Below are 19,132 nucleotides of genomic sequence, written 5' to 3' on the forward strand. Positions count from 1 at the left end.
CAGCGATCCCACATCAGTGCCTTCTGGGTGTCGGTGTAGTAGATCCTTTTCCTGCGCTTCATCCGCAACACTCCTGCTGCCTACGCAGCTATCCGTGTGTTGCGTCGATCATATGAATCCGCGGTCGTTAGCGGGCATCAGGAAGCCGGGGCAGTGAGTTCAAAGCCGTCGCTGACGACGACGTTATTGCGACCGGCATTCTTAGCGTTGTAAAGCGCCCGGTCGGCCAGCTTCACCAGTGCCAGCGCGCTCCCTTCAGGCATTGCCCTGACGCTGGCCACACCCACGCTGATCGTCAGCATTACCGGTACATCGACTGCCACCGGCCCCATCCGCTCGACCGCCAACCGCATGTCCTCGCCGACCGCGCGAGCCTCGTCGGACGCCAAACCGGGCAGGATCACTGCAAACTCTTCTCCGCCATAGCGCGCCAGCATGCCACTCCCCCTGTGGAGACTGGACGCCAGCGTGCCCGCGACCAGTCGGATGCCCTGGTCGCCGGCGTGATGTCCCCATTGGTCGTTGAGCTTCTTGAAGTGGTCAATGTCCAGCAACAGCAAGGAGATCCAATCGCCGTTTCGCCTTGCCCGCATCCACTCGCGCGCCAGGCTGTCGTCGAACCGGCGTCGGTTGGCGACACCGGTCAGTCCATCGAGGTCAGACAGTCTGGCCAGATGTTCCTGCTCCTCGCTCGAGCGCATCTGCACGCGTATCGTGCGCACGCCATACCCAACGGTTGCCACCACAAAACCAACGCCAGCCAGCGCAGGGCGATGGGAGATGAGCATGGTCGCGACCGCGAGCAACGCCAGCGGCAGAATCAATGGGCTTGCAATACGAGCCACCTGCGTCCAGCGCTTGGGTACCAGCAAGCGCTTGCTGTCCAGATCCGGAGCACGCCGCAGCACATCGATCAGCAGGAGCAGAAAAGGCACGGGAATCACTGCGTCCATCCACTGGCCATAGGCGGAGTTATCCACGTGGTTCACGTAGGCAGCCACGAGCAAGTAAACCACGGCGTAGCGACCCAGCACTGCGAAGTATCGACGCCGCTCCGAATCCTCCGAAGTCACCCAGCGACCCAGTGCAAACAGCGCAAGGAAGAGGTTCTCAACATCGAACATGAAGCGGAGGTGCTCCACCCCCGCTGGATGGGTGCCCTGCACAGTGGAGAAGGTCAACGTATAGATCGCGAAGAGTCCGCCCAAGGCGAGTGCAAGCGCCGCATCGGTCCAGCGCACGAAACGGTCCTCGTGGTTCTCGCTGGCCAAGGCAAAGACCAATGGCACTGCATAGAGAACGAAGAGCAGAACACTGGGCGTTGTGGGCGTGTTGAACAAAGCATGTACTAGCTCATCGATGGATGTGCTGGCCATACCTGCCGCCCAAAGCATCATCGCCAAGCCCAGTGCATTCCACCGCCCTCGCATGACGCCTGACTGCCGGGCCAAAGCAAAGCTGGCCAGGCCGGCCAGCAGCGGGGCCAGAATAAGGAAAGCAAATGAAAGGAGCTTGATGTGTTCCGAACCCAGCGCCAGCAAGGTCACATGCAGGGCGACGCAAGCAAGTGCGCCGAGTACCAGTACCCATGTCCTTGGCCGGAGCATCTGCCCTCTCCCAGCTTCTTCCACACAGGTGGTGATATATCACTATTGCCTGGAGCAAGGTCAAAAACGCTTTCCAGTCGACTGACCTGCGTCGCAAAACGCGCTGCACGCTCAGCTGGCTTGTGACTCATCGCTCCCATTCTGGCAACCGGCAGACACCGGCCCCTCGGCCTCCCACGCAGTGATGTGGTGGACAGAGGCCGCGCTCCATTAGTTGAGGGGACGCTAGAGTTGACCCACCGCCACATGATGTCCGCTTCCGGCCAGAAGCAGACAACGTCTCGTAGAATGCAACACCACAGCGAAATCAAAATCCAGTGGCAGCCGCTTCGTCGCAGCTCATTCGCAGGAACTTCGCGGCGTACTCAATACGGTCGGCCAGTTCGGAATCACCCGGCACGAAGGACAGAATGTTCGTCGGAAAGGCTCGACCCTTCGCCCGCACGTCGATGCGACTGCCGTCGTTGCTGCGTACGACCTGCGCCTGCCGCCAGTCGACGAAGTGCGGACCGGCGAATTTCTTGAAGTCTTCCGTGTAGTTCCACGACTCGTTCTTCAGCACCGTTACCGAGGTCAGGAACCCGGGCTCCTCCCATGACGTGCTGTTGTGTTCGAAGACGTTCGCCGGCATCTGCACGCCGTCGATGCGGGTCGTGCAGGCATCGGCGGCGCCTTGGGCGTCGCCGTAGGACAGGTCGGGCACAGGGAACTCGCCCAGCGATTTCTCCACCGTGTCGGTGCTCTTCTCTTCCTTGATCGAAAGCTTGATGCGGCTGATCTCGACCGTGTGTGTGCCGGTGACATGGTTGGGGCGGCCTAGCGCATCGACGAACGTGGCGCGGGCGAAGCCTTGCTTGGCCATGGCCGCGAGAAACGCCTGCGCCCCCTCAGCCGTCTGCGCGGACTGGGCCAAGGCGACCGGCGATAGTGGCAGCGACACAGCGGAAAGCGCCATGCCAAGCACGAGGGCGGTTCTGATCATGGATCGTCTCGATGGGAAAAGAGGTCGGCGCGCGGTGTCACAGCGACACCGACACGTCTTCACGGAAGCGAGGTCGCACGCCCTGCAAGGTCTGCTCGTCGCTACTGGTCTGGTTCCAGACGTAGTTGAAGTTGCCATCGCTTGTGATCTCACGGCCACTGGCGCGGCAGCGGGCGATAAAGGCGTCCTTCAACGCGTAGACCGCCGCACGCGCCTGCTCGCCCGATCCCTGCGGGAGGAAACCTGGCGCACCCCATCCTGGCGGTCCCGGCCGGGTGATGACGTTGGAGTAGCAGGTGGGATTGACGGTATCGCCCGGCTTGTTGAGCAGGCCGATGGTCAGGATGAACCGCAGCGGCTTGACCGCTGCGGTGGCGGACGCGGTGCCCGACGACCCCGTCGTGGGCGCGGCCGTCTGCTGCTGCGCGCGCACCTGCTGCAGGCGTTGCCGTTCGGCCGCTGCCTGCGCGGCGAGTTCGCGGTCGCGTGCCGCGGCCTGGGCCTGCCGCGCCTGCGCGGCCGCGTCGGGCACCGCGGGCGCGGCCGGTGACGGGGCCTGTGCGTACTGCGTCTGGCGCGCGCGCTCGGCTTCCGCGCGCCGGCGTTGTTCTTCGCGCTCGCGGCGTTGGGCGGCGGCCGCCTGCTGGCGCTGGATGTCTTGGATGAAGGCATCCTGCGCTTCGCGCTCGGCCTGGTTTTTGGCCATCTCGTTGCCGAGCGTGGTCAGGAACACCTCGGCCAGGTTCGGTGCGGGTGCGGACGGCTCCTCGTCCTCCCAGGCTTCCTCCTCGACGGTGGCCATCTGCTCCATCTGCTGGCGCAGCTGTTCGGCCGCCGCCTGCTCCTGGCTCAACGCCTGCGCACGCCGCGCCTTGTCGCTCTGCATGCGCTCGCGCAGCCTCGCCAAGTCGGCCTCGGACAGGGTGCGCGGGCCCGACTTTGGCGCCGGTGGCGGGGAAGCGGACGGTGGAGCCGACGTCGCGGTGGGTGATCGTGCGGCGACCGTGCCCGCTGTCATGACATCGGCGGGTAACGACGCGGCCGGTGGCGGCACGACCACCGAGCGCTCCGTGGAGACCGGCGCCGATGCCGTCTGCGCGAGTGGCCCGTAGGTCCGCGTGCCGGTGACCTTCACCACCTGGCGGGCGTCATCGATCTTGACCGACTCCGCCACCACTCGGCCGTCCCTAAGCGACAGCCGCATCGGCGTCTTGAACGGGCCGCGCCGCAGCCACAGCACCGAGCCGTCCGCGGCGACATACCCGTCGTAGGTGTACAACGCGCCGCTTTCCTGGACCAGTTGGCCCGGCTGTTCGCCCAGCCGTATGACGCTGGTCGAGCCGGCGTCCGACTGCCTCAGCGTGCCGTCGGCCTCCCAAGCCCACGCGACGGCGCCCTGTTCCCCTTTCCAAGTCTTGCCCGCGACCTCGGCATACACGCCCCACGCCGCCGGATTGGCCGGTGCCTCCGCCGCCGCGCCCTGCGCGATGGCCACGATCCACAGCACAGCGGCCAGCCAGGGCCGGACCGCCTTCTTCGCTAACGACATGGCTCTCCCCAGAGCATCCCAACCCGCGCAGCTTAGCAACTGCGCGATGAGCATCGATAGCGCTCAGGTAGGTCGACGCAAAGGCGTCTCTCCGGGGCGATCCCGGCCCGATATCTGGGCATGTCTCCTTTGGGTCGAAAGCGGACATCAGCGTCGTCGAAGCTCGACAGAGAAGCGCTGATACGGGCGCCATAAAGAACCGAGGCCCGACGGTACGCGTCGGGCCTCGGCTGTCGTTCGTCCTCGCTACTGATCAGCGCAGGCTCAATGCGCCGCATCCTGTGGGATCAGCGCGTCGATCAGGAACGTCATGCGCAGTGCCATGAGTTCGGGATTGCGGAACGCATCGCTGACGCCGTGTCCGCCCTCCTCGTCCTCGAGGAAGTGGACGGGCGCGCCCACGTCGTACAGCCGCGAGGCGAGCTTGCGTGCGTGTCCCGGGCCGACCCGGTTGTCTTCGGTGGAGATGGTCACCAGGAACGGCGGGTATGTCGTGCCCTTGCGGACGTTCTGCATGGGCGAGTATGCGAGCATCGCCGCGGCTTCGTCGGGCTTGTCGGGATTGCCGTACTCGTTGATCCAGGCCGCGCCCATGCCCATGTGGCGCATGCGGATGAGATCGGTCAGCGGCACGTCGCTCACCACGGCCCCGAACAGGTCCGGCCGCTGCGTGCCCAGCGTGGCCGACAGCAGGCCGCCGTTCGACATGCCGAAGACGCCGATCTGCTTCGGCGTGGTGTAGCCGGTCGACACCAGCTGTTCGGCCACGGCGATGAAGTCGTCGTACGAGCGCTGGCGGTCCTTGCGGATCGCTGCCTGGTGCCAGGCTTCGCCACGTTCGCCACCGCCACGGATCGCGGGAATCGCCAGCGAACCGCCACGGTCCAGCCACAGCTTGAAGGCCGGTCCACCCACGGTGTAGTCGAAGTAGCCCGGGCGATACGAAATGCCGAAGGCGCCGTAGCCCGTCATGAAGAGCGGCTGCGTGCCGGCGGCAGGCGTCCTGGGATGGAGCAGGTAGTAGTCCACCTGGGTGCCGTCACGGGACGTCGCCGTGCGGATCTCCGTGACGTATCGACCTTCTTCGAACAACGATCGATCCTTCGCCAGCAACCTCGGCGCCTGGCCCGGACGGAACAGCTCCTGTCGACGCGGGCTGACGAAGCCGTTCGTAGCGACGATCAGATCGTCGTCGGAACTGCCGCCCCCGCGCACCGAGATGTTGTCACCCGGTTGTCCGGCCAACGCTTCCTCGACCGTCCATCCACCGGCGGACGGGCGGGCAAACAACACGCGCGGCACCAGCCTGCGATTGACCACGAACGCCAGCTTGCCCTGCGCGCTGGCAATATCGCTGCGCCCGCCCAGGTAATCGCCTTCGGACGGGGTGTAGATCCGCGTGACCTTCCTGCCTGCCGGCACCGCGGGGTCGCTGTTCCATGCAAGCAGGGTTTCGGCGGGATAGCGCGTGCCTTCGACGACTTCATCGGTGCCCAGCTGGACCACGACCTGGTCGCCCACCAGCGCCTGCACGGCCATCGGCTTGAGCGAACGCGGCAACGCCGCCTTTTCCAGGCGCCCCTCCGGGGTCACCGCGAAGATCTCGAACGTGGAGTAGTTGATCGCACGCACGATCACGCCGCGCCGTTGCGCGCCTTCGCCGACCGCGAACAGCTGCACGATGGCGTCGGTCGGTTCGGCGGCGTAGACCTCGCGCGCGTTCGCGAGCGGCTCGCCGCGCTTCCACAAGCGCACCGACGCCGGCCAGCCGGCCAGTGTCTTGGCGGCGCCTTGGGCGGTGTGTTCGACGATGATCTGGTCGGGACCCAGCCATTCGGCGAAGGCGCGCGCCTTCGGCGTCCTGAAGCCGCCTTCGACGAACGCGGCCTTGTCGAGATCGAACTCGCGGATCTCGACTTCGTCGCCGCCGGCCGGCGACAGGCGCAGCAGGCATCGGCTGAACGCTGGCGACAGGCAGGCACTGGAGAGGTCGTAGGCCTGCAGTTCCAGCGGCGCGCCTTCGGTCTTGCGCAGCTGGCCCACGTCCAGCACGGTGCGCCATGTCCCGGGCAGGCCTTCGCCATCGCGCGAGGCGAGCTGGAGCAGTCCGTAGGGATGCTCGGCATCGCGCAGGAAGCGCACCGCGCGCGGCCCCATCAAGGTGATGTCGGGTTCGGCCGCGCCGGTGGCCAGCGCCGTCGCCAGTTCCGTCTTGACCTTCGCATACGTGGGCAGGCTGCGGAGCGCTTCCTGTGATGCCGCCGTCTTCGCGCGCGCCCATTCCAGCGCTTGCTTGTCGTGCGGCGGTTCCAGCCATTGGGGATCGTCGGCGGTCTGCGACATCGCGGGGGATGCCACCGCCAGCGCGACCAGCGCCAGCGCGTGCAGGCGTGGCGTCTTGATATCGAGATGCATGGATTCTTTCCTGTCAAAGGGCCGGCAGCCATCGCGTGGCTGCCGGCAGGTCGGGTTAGAAGCTGTAGCGGAAGACCACGCCGTAGGTCCGCGGACGCAGACGGTTGGCGACGCCCAGCGTGGTGCGCGCATTCAGTGCGCCATCCTCGTTGGTGAGGTTCTCGCCATACAGGAACGCCGACCATCCGTTGTCGGACTCCACGCCGATGCGCGCGTCGAGCATCGTGATCTCATCGCCAGGCGAACCTGCGGTGAGCGCCGTCTCGCGCGCCGAGTCGTACACGACGCCCGAGCGCACCACGCCGCGCAGGTCGGCGGCGACGTCCCAGCTGTAAGCCGCCGACGCAGTGAAGCTGTTGCGCGGCACGTTGTAGACGTCGGTGCCCTTGTTCAGCGGTGTACCCGGCACGTCGGCCACGTAGGTCGCGTCGATGATCGAACCGCCCACCTGCAGCATCAGCGATGCGGTGGGCGTGTAGACGACGTTGACTTCCACGCCCTTGTTCTCGGTGCCCTTGGAGTTGGTCAGGCCGTTGATCGTGGAGGTGATCGGCACGCGCACCGCGACGTCCTTCCAGTCGCTGTAGAACACGGCGCCTTCCACCAGCAGACTGCCGTCGAGGAACAGCGACTTGGCGCCGACTTCATAGGTGGTGATCGAGTCCGGGCTGATCGTCGACGGCAGCTCGACGCCATTGGCCTCGGCCAGCAGGATCGACGAGATCGGCTGCAGCTGGCCGGAGCGGAAGCCGCGCGCGGCGCTCGCGTACAGCGTGGTGTCTTCCTGCGGCTTGTACGACAGCGAGACGCGCGGATTCCAGCTGTCGAACTTGGCATCGAGCGTCGAGGTGCGCGTGGTCGACACCGAGATCGCGTCCACGTCATCGCTGAAGTAGCGCAGGCCACCGGTCACCGCCCAACGCGGATCGGGCAGCTTGACGGTGACTTCGCCGAAGAACGCGTATGCGTCATTGGTCTGGGTGGAGCGGCTGGGCGGTGCGCCGCCGACCTGCGAGGCGTCGTTGCGCTCGGCCTCGCGCAGGTAGTAGCCCACGGTCCAGTCGACGGTGCGGTCGCCAGTGGAGGACCAGCGCAGTTCCTGCGTGCGGACCTGCAGGTTGATGTTGCTGACGTAGGTGGTCGTCGGATTCAGCATGCCGTCGTTGGCATAGTCCAGTTCCGCGTCGGCGAACGAGTAGAACAGTTCCGAACCGCCAAAGTCGTACGTGCTGACGAAGCTGGCGGTGTGCCACTCGTCGTCGTTGCTGTAGAACGAACTGGTGGTCAGGTCGTCGAGCGCGCCATTGCCGCCACCCGGGGCTTCGGACTTGTACTTCCAGTAGGCCAGGTCCATGGTCCACTGGTCGACCGGGGCGAAGCGCACTTTCACGCGGCCGGTCTTGACCCGCTGTTCGTTGATGTCCTTGTCGCCGGTGTTGTTGTCGTCGGTCCAGCCCGACAGCTTCTCGTCGGTCACCGCGACACGCGCCGCCAGGCGGTCGTCGATCAGCGGAATGTTGACCACGGCCTTGCCGCCCCAGCCATTGCTGCCGCCCTGGGTCGTGGAAGCCGACGCCTCGATGGCGCCTTCGAACACGTTGAAGTCGGGCTTGCGCGTGAGGATGCGGACCGTGCCACCCATCGAACCTTCGCCGAACAGCGTGCCCTGCGGTCCCTTGAGGATTTCGACACGGTCGATGTCCCACGAGCGCGCTTCGGGATACCACGGCACGCTGACGCCGGTGAAAGGGATTTCGTCGAGGTAGTAGCCGTTGTCGTTGCCGCCCAGCGAACTGGACACGCCGCGGATCTGCACCTGCGTGAAGCCACCGCCGTTGTCGACCGAACCGGCGCCCGGCGTCATGGCGATGATCTCGGCCACGTTGGTGATGCCGAAGGCGTCGATCTGTTCGCCGGTGACGGCGGACATCGCGATCGGTACGTCGAGCTGGCGCTCGTTGCGCTTGCGCGCGGTCACGGTCACAGAGCCCAGCTCCTTGACCCCCTCGGCCTTCGGCTGCGCACCGTCCGTGGTGGTGACGGTCGCGTTGTCGCCGCTCTCCTGAGCATGCACACCACTTGCGAACAACAACGCGGTGGCGATGCCGAGGCACAGGGCGGCGCGTGCGGGTCGGGGCGTGGACGGGAACGACGGGAAGCGGGCAATGCGATTCACGGGGGCTCTCCTGATGGCTCGATGGGGCGCGTATGCGCGAGCGAGAACCAGACGCCGGACGCCTGGCCCTCTCAGAAAGCCGTGACGATCAGGTGAACCAGAAATGAAATTTTCAATACAACAATTTTTGTTGCATCAGTAACGGACTTCGAGCTCCACGCCGAGTGTGCGTGGTCGCAGGCGCGTTGCCAGTCCACGCGTCGTGCGCGCATCGTCCGCGCCCTGTTCGTTGGTCAGGTTGTCACCATAGACCGCGACGCTCCATCCCGCTGCCGTCTCGATGCCCAGCCGCACGTTGGCCGACACGATGTCGTCGCCGGGCGTGCCCTGGATCAACGAGACCTGCCGTGCACTGTGGTAACGCAGTCCTGCGCGCGCCACGCCCTGCATGCCGCGAGCGAGTGTCCGGTGGTATTCGCCGGATGCACTCCAGGTCAGGCGCGGCGCGTTGTAGACCGGTGTGCCGCGGGCGATCGTGGTGCCTTCGACATCCGCCGTGTAGGCCGCATCGATCCACGCCGTTTCCAGTTGGAACGACAGGCTGTCGCCGGGTTGGTAGGTAAGCCCCACCTCCGCACCCCGGATCTCGGCGCCGTCGGAGTTGACCAGGCCATTGAAGACGTCCGTCACCGGCACACGCACCGGGACATCGCGCCAGCGACTGTGGAAGAGCGCGCCCTCCACCAGCAGCCGGCCATCGTAGGCCAGTGCCTTCGCGCCGAGTTCGGCGGTGAGGATGCGGTCGGAGTCGATGCGCGCCGGCAGCGTGATGCCAGCCTGTTCGGCCAGCAGCAGCGAGGTGATCGGCTGCAGCTGGCCGGAGCGGAAGCCCTTGGCGAGACTCGCGTAGACCGTCGCGTCGTCCGCAGGCTTCCACGACACGCCCAGGCGCGGATTCCAACTGTGGAAGCGTTCGTCCAGCGTGGCCTGCGCATCGCCGGTCAGCGACACGCCCGATACCCGGTCCTCGAAATAACGCAGTCCCAGGTTGATGCTCCACTCAGGCCGGGGCAGCAGCACCGTGAGATCGCCGAACAGTGCGCCACCGTCGTTCTCCTGGCGTGCCCGGCTCGGCGCGACATCGCCGATCGCGCTGGCATCGAACCGGCGCGCCTGGCGATGATAGGCGCCCCATGTCCACGACACCGTGCGCGGGCCCGTCGAACTCCAGCGCAGTTCGTGGGTGCGCACGCCGATGTCGATCGTGCTGTCGTAGGCTGTCTGCGGCAGGATCTCGCCTTGCTGGCGCTGCGCGAGGTCGGCTTCCGCGTAGGTGTAGGTGAGGATGGAGTCCTCGGCTTCGTACGTGCTCACCAGATTGGATGTGGTCCAGTCGGCATTGCGTCCGTAGTAGTAGGACACCTGCATGGCATCGTTGGCCGCATAGCCGCCACCGGGCGCGCTGGAGTCGTAGGACCAGTGCGCCGCGTCCACCTGCCAACGCGACGAAGGAAGGAACGTCGCGCGGATGCGACGGGTCCGGACATGCTGCGTATTGATGTTGCGGCGGCCATCCGTCGCATGGTCGACCCAGCCAGGGAGCGATTCATCGGTGGCCACGGCGCGTATCGCGAAGCGATCCTCCAGCAACGGGAGATTGAGCATCAGCTTCGCCGTCCAGCCGCTGCCGCCGCCACTGGCCGTCGACCATCCTCCCTGGGCCCGGAGCGCGAAGCGGTCCACCTCCGGCTTGCGGGTGAGGATGCGTACGGTGCCGCCCATCGAGCCTTCGCCGAACAACGTGCCTTGCGGCCCCCTGAGCACTTCGACCCGGTCCAGGTCGAAGGCGCGTGCATCGGGATGCCAGGGCACGGTGACGCCGGTGAAGGGAATCTCATCGAGGTAGTAGCCGTTGTCGTTACCGCCCAGCGAACTGGATACCCCGCGGATCTGCACCTGGGTGAAGCCACCACCCACATCCACCGATGAGGCGCCCGGCACCGAGTCGATCGCCTGCGCGGCATTGGCGACGCCCATGGCGTCGAGCTGGTCGCCATCCAGCGCCGTCACCGCCAGCGGCACGTCGATGCTGCGCTCCACGCGGCGCCGTGCGGTTACCTGCACGGTCGCCAGTTCGGTCGGTACGTGCGTGACCGGTGGCGCCGACGGTGCAGGACGCGGCGATACGGTTGCGGGTGAGATCGTGACCACGCCATTGGCGCGGAAGGCGTAGCCGAAGCCGCTGCGCGCAAGCAGTTGGCGAAGCGCTTCTTCATTGGCCAGCACGCCGCGCACGGCCGGCGTGCGGGGCGCCGTCTTCAGATCGCCGATCGCGACGAACTGGATGCCCGACTGCTCGGAGAACGCGATCAGCGCGTCCTCGAGGGGCTGCGCGCGAATGGAGAACGTGGAGGGTTGCCGCGAGCGGTCCTGCGCATTCGACGCTGCACCGAACGCGGCGAGCGCGAGCAGGAGTGCGATACGCAGCCAGCACAGGACCGTCCCCGACCGCTGCGCGCGGGGAACGCTCGCTCCTGCCCGGCCTGCACGTGCGCTCAAGATCCCCGATGGTCTCCCTAACGTCTAACGGCGGGAGGATTCGGCGCCGTCGCGCCTTGTCCGCCGGGCAGTCGGGAACGGGGGACGTTGGGCACCAGCAGGATCTCGTCCTGCTTGCGCACCACCGACAGCGAGAGCGCCTGGGCCACGCTGTCCAGCCACACGTCCAGGTCGGTCGTGCTCCAGCGACCGGTCACCCGCAGCTGCGCCAGTTGCTTGTCTTCGAGAACGATCGGTAGCCGCGAGTAGCGGTTGAGGTCGGCCACGACATTCCCCAGCGTCTCGCTGCGGTAAGTGACCTTGCCCTGCAGCCAGGCGAGCGTCGCCGTGGCGTCGAGGTCGACAGGACCTTCCAGCGGACCGTCTTCCGCCAGGGTGGCGCTCTGGTTGGCGACGAGCTGCACCACGTGGTTGGCGATGCCGCCGCGATTCGCACGCAGGTCACTTACTTGCACGCGCCCTTCGGTCACCACCACGCGCACGCCCTCGTTGCGGCGCGCGACGCTGAAGTGCGTGCCCAATGCCTGCGCCATGGCGCCGCCGGCACGCACTTCGAAGGGCTTGCCGGGATCCTTGGCGACCGAGAAATAGGCCTGGCCCCGCACCAGCTCCACCTGCCGGCGCTGGCTGCTGAACTGGACGACGACTTCGCTGCCGGCATCCAGGTCGAGGCGCGAGCCGTCGGGCAGCGTCATCTTCCTCGGCGCACCGGTCTCGGCCACCAGATGGAGTTCGGCCGGCGCACGCGGCGCTTCGTGCTTCCAGAGACCGACCATCATGGCCAGCACGGCGACGCTTGCGGCGACGGCGACCCACCGGCGAGCACGCGACCGCGGCCGGCGAGAGGGAACCGTCGTCGAACGCGGCCGGAAGCTCGCATCGGTGACGCCTGGCGGCGAGGATGCGGCATCGCGTGTCGCGTCGGCATCGGACGCGACATGCGCCTGCCGTGCGGCCACGACCTCTTCGGAACGGACGTCGGCCGCCGCGTCCCACAGCAGGTGCACGTCCTCGAAGGCCTGCGCATGCAGCGGCGAGGCTTCCATCCACGCATTCCACGCGTCGATGTCGGCATCCTGCAGGTCGTGTTCGCTCAGGCGCAGCAGCCATTCGGCGGCTTCCTGCAGCGCCTGTTCGCGTGCCGTATGGATCTGGTCACTCATGATCGGTGCCTTCCCGGTCGTCCCTGAGTTCATCGAAACGCATCTGGCAGAGGGCCAGCGCCCGTGCGACATGGATCCGCACCATCCTGTCCGTCAGATCCAGCCGTTCGCCCGCTTCCTTGAAACTGCATTGCTCCATGCGGACGAGACGGAAGGCTTCGGCGCACTTGGGCGGCAACTCGGCCAGCACGGCCGGCAACCGTTCGACCACCCAGCGCGCCCTGGCCGAGCGCTCGGGATCGGCGCCCGGGTCGGGCCACAGATCCAGCCCATCGGGTTCCGGCAGCTCGGTGTAGGCCCGGCGCCGCAGCAGGTCGGTGGCCAGGTTCTGGGCGATCTTGAACAGCAGGGCGCGCTGGAAACTGACGACCTGGTCGTTCCCGAGATTCAGCAGGCGGGCGTACGCCTCCTGTGCGACCTCGCGGGCATCCTCGTAGGACCCCAGCCTCAGCTGCAGCGACCGGATGAGCGTCGTATTGAGGTTCCTGACGAGCTCGGCGGCCTGGGACCCGGCCACCCCGGGCGCAGGCGATACGGAATCACCGGCAGGGACGGCCGGCCGGGTCGGCTCGACGGTGTCTTCAGCGGGTTGGCGGACAGGATCCATGAATGACTAGACGAGCGAAGCTGCCGAAAGTGAAACGGCTCGTCCCTGCCGCCGATGCGCATGAGTGGGTGTTTACCGAGTTAGCCAGATCCTTGTGCGGCGCGTCAATTCGACTTCGGCAGCAGGCAGCCGGGTTGCCGCTATCGGGCGGGAGTGGACATCCGCAGTCTGCGAGCGGGGAATTCAGCAACGGAGCACCGACCATGCTCTCCTTCATCCGCTGCCTTGGTCACCCAAGCGGCGCCGCGGTTTCTCGCGCCGCTACACGGACGGGGATGCGCGATGGCAACGAACAGGCACGCCCAATGATCCTTCCATCCACGGGTCTTCGTGCCGCCAGGTGAAGGACACCGCCATGACATTCGTCCGTCGACACGACGCAACGTTGTTTGCCACGATCGGGCACCGATGCCGACAGGAACGCTCCTCGCATGACGCTGCCGCTCCGCCTTGCCCTTCTTTCCGCGGGATTACTGATCGCTGCTGCACCTTCGGTCCTGGCATCCACCGCTCAGCCCACCTCCTCGCAGCAGGCGCCTACGCGCACGCCGGTGCCCACGCGCTTCGAGCATCAGCGCATCTTCGTCACGCCTCGATTCGCCGATGGCACGACGGTGCAGTTCTACACCGACAGCGGTGGCGGGTTGAACATGATCCGCGATGACGTCGTGCGGCGCCTGGACCTGGCCGCCGGCGCCGATGTGGAAGAGACGGGACAACCCCCGATCAAGACCGTGGAGTGGCCTGCCTTTGCTCTCGACGCCGCCATTCCTTCGCCCGACCAGGACCGCTTCCTGCAGGGCCGACTGGCGGTCGTTCCTGCGGAGGGCTTCGGCGAAGGCCCCATGCTCAACGAAGCGTTTCTGGGCAGTCGCTGGTTCGCAGGACGCGTATGGGAATTCGATTACCCCGCACGTTCGCTCACCGTGTTGCAGGGTTGGTCCGCGCCGACCGGCACCCCCAGCACACCGTTGACCATGTTGCCGGCGCGCAACATGTACTGGCCGCGCATCCAGGTCGAGATCGACGGTGAAATGCTCGACATGCTGTTCGATACCGGCGCGGAACTGCGCCTGGGTCCCGATGGTGCGAAAGCCCTCGGCCATGCCGAAGGCGCGCGCGTGGCGGGCAGCTTCATCACTGCCCGCCAGTACCGCACGTGGCGCGACGCGCACCCGGACTGGCCGGTCGCGCTGAAGGGCGATGGCGGCATGCCCATGATCCAGGTGCCCAACGTGCGCATCGCCGGCAAGGACACCGGGCCGGCATGGTTCGCTGCCCGGCCGGACCGCAACTTCACCGAGTACATGTCATCGATGACCGATGCCCCGGTCGAAGGCGCCATCGGGGGCTCGGCCTTCGCCCGCCTGCGGATGGTGGCCGACTATCCCGCGCAGAAGCTTTATGTGCTGCCCTGATTGAGAGGGCGTGCTGTCCGGTCTGGATGAAAAGAGGCAGATGCGGGGAAAGCCGCAGGATCAGAGCGGCAACCCGCGATCCCAGTAAGGCTCCGGCCCGAACCGTTCGACCATCCAGTCGATGAAGACCCGCACCTTCGGTGCCAGTTCGCGTGCGCTGGGATAGATCGCCCACAGCGTCTGCGTGGATACCAGTGGGTAGTCGCGCAGGATGGGGACCAGCGTGCCCGCGCGAAGTTCATCGGCAGCGGCCCACGTGGCCATCAGCGCGATCCCCAGTCCGTCGCGTGCTGCGTCGCATACCGCGCCGCCATCGTTGATGCGCAGCGCGGGCGTCACGCGCTTGGCCGTCACCCCGCCATCCGGGCCCTGGAACGTCCACAGATCGAGCGTGCCGACGACAAGGCAGGTGTGCGCATCCAGTTCGTCCGGTGACGACGGCTCGCCATGGCGTCCGAGGTACGCAGGCGATGCCACCAGCACGCGCCTGTCGGGCGCGATGCGCCGGGCGACGAACGAGGAATCGCCGAGATCCGCGTAGCGGACGGCGACGTCGAATCCACCCTCCACCAGATCGACCATGCTGTCGGAAATGCGCATGTCCAGCCTGAGGCCGGGATAGCGCGCGATGAAGTCGGGCAGGCCCGGCACGATGTGCATGCGTGCGAACGACGAAGGCGCGGCGATCCGCAGCACACCGCCCGGCGCGGCGTGTTCGCGCCCCAACGCAACGCGCGCCAGGTCGGCGGCCTCCAGCAGATGCTCGGCATGCGGCAGGAAGGCCTGACCGTCCTCCGTCAACGTGGTCGAGCGCGTGGTGCGATGGACGAGGCGCGCGCCGAGTTCCTTCTCGAACGAGGCCAGCCGCGCGCTCGCCGCGGCCGGCGTGATGCCCAGGTCGCGCGCCGCGGCGCTGATGCTGGCCAACCGCGCGATCCGCACGAACAGGGTCAAATCGTTGAAGTCCATCGCGCCGGCCTTGGGGTCGCCAGCGTGCATCTTCGCCGAAGGCGCGACGCGTCGCCACGCGACGCGCCAAACGCGCAATCGCCTACACCTGCGTGGGTGTCCACGCCTCGGCCGCGTGGCTTTCAAGCGTTGCTTGAAGCTGATTCACGCCGCACGCCGCTACTCCCGCACGGCAGCGGAACCCACGATAGCTCCTGTTGCAGGCCGATCCGTGCCGCACCCACCACCAGGAGACAGAACAATGAAAGACACCATGAAGGCCATGGTCCTTGGCCGCTTCGGAGGCACCGACGCCTTCGAACTGCGCGACGTGCCCGTACCCGATGTCGGCCCCCGCCAGGTGCGCGTGCGCGTGCATGCGACCGCCGTCAATCCGCTCGACTACCAGATCCGTCGCGGCGACTACGTCGACTACGTGCCGCTCCCCGCGATCATCGGGCACGACATTTCCGGCGTGATCGAGGAAGTCGGCTCCCACGTGACCGAGTTCGGCGTGGGCGACGCGGTGTACTACACGCCCAGGATCTTCGGTGGCGCAGGCTCGTACGCCGAGCAGCATGTCGCCGACGTGGATCTGGTGGGGCGGAAGCCGGAAAACCTCAGCCATCTGGAAGCCGCCAGCCTGACGCTTGTCGGCGGCACGGTGTGGGAGGCGTTCGTGACGCGCGCCCAACTCGCCGTGGGCGAGACGATCCTGATCCACGGTGGCGCGGGCGGCGTCGGCACCATCGCGATCCAGGTGGCGAAGGCCATCGGCGCACGCGTGATCACGACCGCACGCGCGGACGACCATGCCTTCGTGCGTTCACTGGGCGCGGACGAGGCGATCGATTTCACGTCGGAGGACTACGTCGATGCCGTGTCGACGATCACGCGAGGCCGCGGCGTCAACGTGGTGTTCGATACGATCGGCGGCGACACGCTGACCCGCAGCCCACTCGTGCTCGCGGACGCCGGACGCGTCGTCAGCCTGGTGGACATTGCGCAGCCGCAGAACCTCATCGACGCCTGGGGCCGGAACGCCAGCTACCACTTCGTCTTCACCCGCCAGAACCGCGGCAAGCTGGATGCGCTGACGGGTCTGGTCGAACGCGGGCTGGTGAAACCGGTCCTCGGCGCCACCCTGCCGCTGGCACGCATGGGCGACGCGCACGAACTGCTGGAGAACGGGGGCGCCTACGCGCTGCGCGGCAAGGTCGCCATCGACGTGGCCGGACAGGCGCTGGCACTGCCCGCGCGCTTCCAGGAGCGCCTGCTCAGCGGCGACGCGGCAGCAAGGTCATGAACGTGTCCACACGGGTCACGGAACTGGCCTTCCTGAGTATCCGGCCCGGTGCCGGTGAAGCGTTCGAGGCGGCGTTCACCAGCGTCGCCGGCCTCGTCGCCGAAGCCGAGGGTTACCTCGGCCACCGGCTCGTGCGGTCACTGGATCAGCCCGATGTCTACCTGCTCGATGTCGAGTGGAAGGATCTGGCGGCGCACGTGGAGGTGTTCGAACCCAGTGACGCGCATGCGCGCTTCATGGCGGCACTGACGCCCTTCCTCGCCGCCGAACCCCGCGTGATCCATGTGCCGAGCCACGGCATCGATGACTGACGCATCGACGTTCCCTGTTGCAGGCGATGCGGCGAGGTGTTGAAGCGCCGCATTGCAGCCTCGTTCTCCCACCCTATTCCCACTGAAGGATCAACTCCCATGAAATCCATCGCCACCACCCTGCTCTTCCTGCTGCTGGCAGCGACCTCCACCAGCACGCTCGCCGACGGTCCGAAAACCGGGCCTCATGCGGTGCGCACGGAACTGTCGGCGGATCGCAACGCTGCTGCGCCCACCACGGCATCGACACCGGAAGCCCGCACCTCGACACCGACGGAATCCCGCAAGCTCAAGCGCTGCCGCCAGTATTTCAAGACCGTCGGTATCGGTTGCCGGAAGCCTGCATCGCGCTGAGCGTCGCACGACGACGTGCGGATAGAGGCGATGTCGACGCGCGCTTCAGCGACGGGAACGTCGTTCGCGTTTTCCGCCGCTGCCCTGCGTCGTCGCGTGGCTCTGCGCGAACTCCGGGAAGGTCTCCGCGATCGAGTCCTTGTCCGGCAGGATGTAGAACACCCCACCCTTCTCGAACGTCGGCTGGATGATCTGCGCGTAGAACTCGGGCGAGACGTTGATGCAGCCGTGCGTGACGCGGTTGTCGTCCGGCGTGGCGGATGCCAGGCGTTCGACGCGCTTCTCTGCCGGGACACCCGTCGCGACCGGGTGGATGGAGACTGCGGATTCGTAGTCGACCCACAGCACGCGGCCTGCGTCGATCGATGGGCCGTAACCGCCCACGAAGCGGCCTGCAGGCGTCGTGCGATCGCGCCCGGGAATCTCGCGAAGCGCGAGACCGGCGACGCCGGGCGCCGTGTGATCGCCAACCGCCGAGCCGAAGAGCCCAGGCGCCGCCCCGCGAAGTCGTCCGTCGCCACCGAACACGAGGATCTGCGCGGCCGCCTTGTCGATGATCGCGAACGGATAGCCCTGGCTGTCCTTCGCGGCGACCACCCAGCCCGCCAGCTCGATCACCGTGGGGGACACTTCCTGCCCTTGCGGCAGACCGTCAGCTGCGGAGACCGGTGGCGCGTCGGTGTTCTTGTCCTTGGCACTGGCCACGCCGACGCTGGTGAACGCCAGCGCGAGCGCCAGTGCGCCAGAGACGGCCCGGATCCTGGGTTGCGAGTGCGTACGGATGGGAGAATTCCTTGGAGCGTTGGGGATAAAGAGGAGACCGGTGGCGGCCAAGGCCACCGGGTCCCGTTTCAGGTCGCCCGTCGCGACCTGGGCTGAGAGCGGTTAGCCGCGCGGCACGCGGCGGGGTGCCGACTCGAGCCGCTGCACGCGGCCTTCGATCTGGTCCAGCCGCTGGTTGGCCTGCTGCGCGGACTGGTTGGCGGACTCAGCGCTCTGGGCAGCGCCCTGCACCCGGGTGTCGAGCTGGTCGAGGCGGGAGTTGATGCCTGCGAACTCGTCGTCATAGGTGGCGCAACCGGACAGGGCCAGGGTGGCGAGCAGTGCGACGCCGAGCGTCAGGTGTTGTTTGTTCTGAAACATTCCAATCCTCCTTCGTCTGGGGGAATCGGAATATAGCGAGCTTTTCGCCGGATTCACGAAGCGCCTTCAGCTGGAATTGGCGTACGTGGAAGCGCTGTGAAGATAGCGCGGATAGCGTTCATTTCCGCCCAAAAATAGACGCCCGTCACGGGACTTTCGAACGGACAACGGTGACCCGGCAACCTCAGATGTCCAGATGGATCGCCGCGCTGTTCTTCACCTCTTCCATCACGGCATAGGTCCGCGTTTCGCGAACGCCCGGCAGCTTCCACAACACGCGCCCTGCGACCTCGCGATAGTCGGCCATGTCGGCAGCGCGCAGCTTGAGCAGATAGTCGAAGCCGCCGGCGACCAGGTGGCACTCCATCACCTCCTGGCGATCGCCTACCGCACGTCTGAAATCATCCAGGATGCCCGGCGTCGTGCGGTCGAGCAGGACCTCCACGAACACCAGCAGGCCCGCGCCAAGCTTCTGTGGATTCAGCACGGCGCGATAGCCGAGGACATAACCTTCCGCCGTCAGTCGACGGACGCGTTCAAGCGTCGCCGTGGGAGACAGATGCACGGCCTCGGCGAGCTTGAGGTTGGTCATGCGTCCGTCCTGCTGCAACAGCATGAGGATCCTGCGGTCAGTCCTGTCCAGCACCATCAAAG

The 19,132-nt window shown here is 66.6% G+C and carries 16 protein-coding genes; 4 read left to right on the forward strand and 12 right to left on the reverse strand.

What is annotated here, in order from left to right; all coding sequences use genetic code 11:
* Positions 1-137 precede the first annotated feature (137 nt).
* The 8 genes from IB225_RS14120 to IB225_RS14155 all read right to left on the reverse strand — a co-directional run bounded on the left by IB225_RS14120 (position 138) and on the right by IB225_RS14155 (position 12,998).
* Positions 138-1,541: a GGDEF domain-containing protein gene (locus IB225_RS14120; RefSeq protein ID WP_192311916.1), complete on the reverse strand. Its 1,404-nt coding sequence runs from the start codon at positions 1,539-1,541 to the stop codon at positions 138-140.
* A 373-nt stretch (positions 1,542-1,914) separates the two neighbouring features.
* Positions 1,915-2,571: a hypothetical protein gene (locus tag IB225_RS14125; protein WP_192311917.1), complete on the reverse strand. Its 657-nt coding sequence runs from the start codon at positions 2,569-2,571 to the stop codon at positions 1,915-1,917.
* Positions 2,572-2,626: 55 nt separating this feature from the next.
* Positions 2,627-4,138 carry a hypothetical protein gene (locus IB225_RS14130; protein ID WP_192311918.1) on the reverse strand — a complete coding sequence of 504 codons (1,512 nt, stop codon included), beginning with the start codon at positions 4,136-4,138 and terminating at the stop codon, positions 2,627-2,629.
* Positions 4,139-4,402: 264 nt separating this feature from the next.
* Positions 4,403-6,553, reverse strand: a complete 2,151-nt coding sequence (locus IB225_RS14135; protein WP_192311919.1) for a prolyl oligopeptidase family serine peptidase — start codon at positions 6,551-6,553, stop codon at positions 4,403-4,405.
* Positions 6,554-6,608: 55 nt separating this feature from the next.
* Positions 6,609-8,729, reverse strand: a complete 2,121-nt coding sequence (locus IB225_RS14140) for a TonB-dependent receptor (protein WP_192311920.1) — start codon at positions 8,727-8,729, stop codon at positions 6,609-6,611.
* A 135-nt stretch (positions 8,730-8,864) separates the two neighbouring features.
* On the reverse strand, positions 8,865-11,228 hold the full coding sequence (locus IB225_RS14145) for a TonB-dependent receptor (protein WP_192311921.1): 2,364 nt from the start codon (positions 11,226-11,228) through the stop codon (positions 8,865-8,867).
* 17 nt (positions 11,229-11,245) lie between these two features.
* The gene (locus IB225_RS14150; protein WP_192311922.1) at positions 11,246-12,391 is read right to left on the reverse strand and encodes a FecR domain-containing protein; all 1,146 of its coding nucleotides are present in this window, start codon (positions 12,389-12,391) and stop codon (positions 11,246-11,248) included.
* A complete protein-coding gene (locus IB225_RS14155; RefSeq protein ID WP_192311923.1) occupies positions 12,384-12,998 on the reverse strand; it encodes an RNA polymerase sigma factor in 615 nt (204 codons plus the stop codon). The genes IB225_RS14150 and IB225_RS14155 overlap by 8 nt, the downstream gene beginning before the upstream one ends.
* A 431-nt stretch (positions 12,999-13,429) precedes the next feature.
* Here IB225_RS14155 and IB225_RS14160 point away from each other — a divergent pair, with 431 nt between their 5' ends.
* The gene (locus tag IB225_RS14160) at positions 13,430-14,416 is read left to right on the forward strand and encodes a hypothetical protein (RefSeq protein WP_192311924.1); all 987 of its coding nucleotides are present in this window, start codon (positions 13,430-13,432) and stop codon (positions 14,414-14,416) included.
* 60 nt (positions 14,417-14,476) lie between these two features.
* Here the strand turns inward: IB225_RS14160 and IB225_RS14165 are convergent, their stop codons facing one another.
* Positions 14,477-15,463, reverse strand: coding sequence for a LysR substrate-binding domain-containing protein (locus IB225_RS14165; protein WP_225583881.1), 987 nt, complete (start codon positions 15,461-15,463; stop codon positions 14,477-14,479).
* Positions 15,464-15,626: 163 nt separating this feature from the next.
* Between IB225_RS14165 and IB225_RS14170 the strand changes: the two genes are divergently transcribed.
* The 3 genes from IB225_RS14170 (at position 15,627) to IB225_RS14180 (ending at position 17,335) form a co-directional block, all read left to right on the forward strand.
* Complete coding sequence (locus IB225_RS14170) at positions 15,627-16,670, forward strand: zinc-dependent alcohol dehydrogenase family protein (protein ID WP_192311925.1); 1,044 nt, start codon at positions 15,627-15,629, stop codon at positions 16,668-16,670.
* Positions 16,667-16,981 (forward strand): antibiotic biosynthesis monooxygenase family protein, encoded by a 315-nt coding sequence (locus IB225_RS14175; RefSeq protein ID WP_192311926.1) that lies wholly within the window; start codon positions 16,667-16,669, stop codon positions 16,979-16,981. The genes IB225_RS14170 and IB225_RS14175 overlap by 4 nt, the downstream gene beginning before the upstream one ends.
* A 99-nt stretch (positions 16,982-17,080) precedes the next feature.
* Positions 17,081-17,335 carry a hypothetical protein gene (locus tag IB225_RS14180; protein WP_192311927.1) on the forward strand — a complete coding sequence of 85 codons (255 nt, stop codon included), beginning with the start codon at positions 17,081-17,083 and terminating at the stop codon, positions 17,333-17,335.
* Positions 17,336-17,380: 45 nt separating this feature from the next.
* Here IB225_RS14180 and IB225_RS14185 read toward each other — a convergent pair whose 3' ends face one another.
* The 3 genes from IB225_RS14185 to IB225_RS14195 form a co-directional block, all read right to left on the reverse strand.
* Positions 17,381-18,073, reverse strand: a complete 693-nt coding sequence (locus IB225_RS14185; protein WP_225583937.1) for a hypothetical protein — start codon at positions 18,071-18,073, stop codon at positions 17,381-17,383.
* 147 nt (positions 18,074-18,220) lie between these two features.
* Positions 18,221-18,478 (reverse strand): hypothetical protein, encoded by a 258-nt coding sequence (locus IB225_RS14190; protein WP_192311928.1) that lies wholly within the window; start codon positions 18,476-18,478, stop codon positions 18,221-18,223.
* Between the two features lie 184 nt (positions 18,479-18,662).
* Positions 18,663-19,127 (reverse strand): Lrp/AsnC ligand binding domain-containing protein, encoded by a 465-nt coding sequence (locus tag IB225_RS14195; RefSeq protein WP_192311929.1) that lies wholly within the window; start codon positions 19,125-19,127, stop codon positions 18,663-18,665.
* Between the last annotated feature and the right edge of the window lie 5 nt (positions 19,128-19,132).

It is taken from the genome of Pseudoxanthomonas sp. PXM02 (genome assembly GCF_014851805.1).
Classification (GTDB): domain Bacteria; phylum Pseudomonadota; class Gammaproteobacteria; order Xanthomonadales; family Xanthomonadaceae; genus Pseudoxanthomonas_A.

Excerpts from the sequence above, each read along its gene's own strand:
- IB225_RS14130 (WP_192311918.1), bottom strand. The coding sequence starts at position 4,138 with ATGTCGTTAGCGAAGAAGGCGGTCCGGCCCTGGCTGGCCGCTGTGCTG.
- IB225_RS14135 (WP_192311919.1), bottom strand. The coding sequence starts at position 6,553 with ATGCATCTCGATATCAAGACGCCACGCCTGCACGCGCTGGCGCTGGTC.
- IB225_RS14150 (WP_192311922.1), bottom strand. The coding sequence starts at position 12,391 with ATGAGTGACCAGATCCATACGGCACGCGAACAGGCGCTGCAGGAAGCC.
- IB225_RS14155 (WP_192311923.1), bottom strand. The coding sequence starts at position 12,998 with ATGGATCCTGTCCGCCAACCCGCTGAAGACACCGTCGAGCCGACCCGG.
- IB225_RS14160 (WP_192311924.1), top strand. The coding sequence starts at position 13,430 with ATGACGCTGCCGCTCCGCCTTGCCCTTCTTTCCGCGGGATTACTGATC.
- IB225_RS14170 (WP_192311925.1), top strand. The coding sequence starts at position 15,627 with ATGAAAGACACCATGAAGGCCATGGTCCTTGGCCGCTTCGGAGGCACC.
- IB225_RS14175 (WP_192311926.1), top strand. The coding sequence starts at position 16,667 with ATGAACGTGTCCACACGGGTCACGGAACTGGCCTTCCTGAGTATCCGG.
- IB225_RS14180 (WP_192311927.1), top strand. The coding sequence starts at position 17,081 with ATGAAATCCATCGCCACCACCCTGCTCTTCCTGCTGCTGGCAGCGACC.
- IB225_RS14190 (WP_192311928.1), bottom strand. The coding sequence starts at position 18,478 with ATGTTTCAGAACAAACAACACCTGACGCTCGGCGTCGCACTGCTCGCC.
- IB225_RS14195 (WP_192311929.1), bottom strand. The coding sequence starts at position 19,127 with ATGGTGCTGGACAGGACTGACCGCAGGATCCTCATGCTGTTGCAGCAG.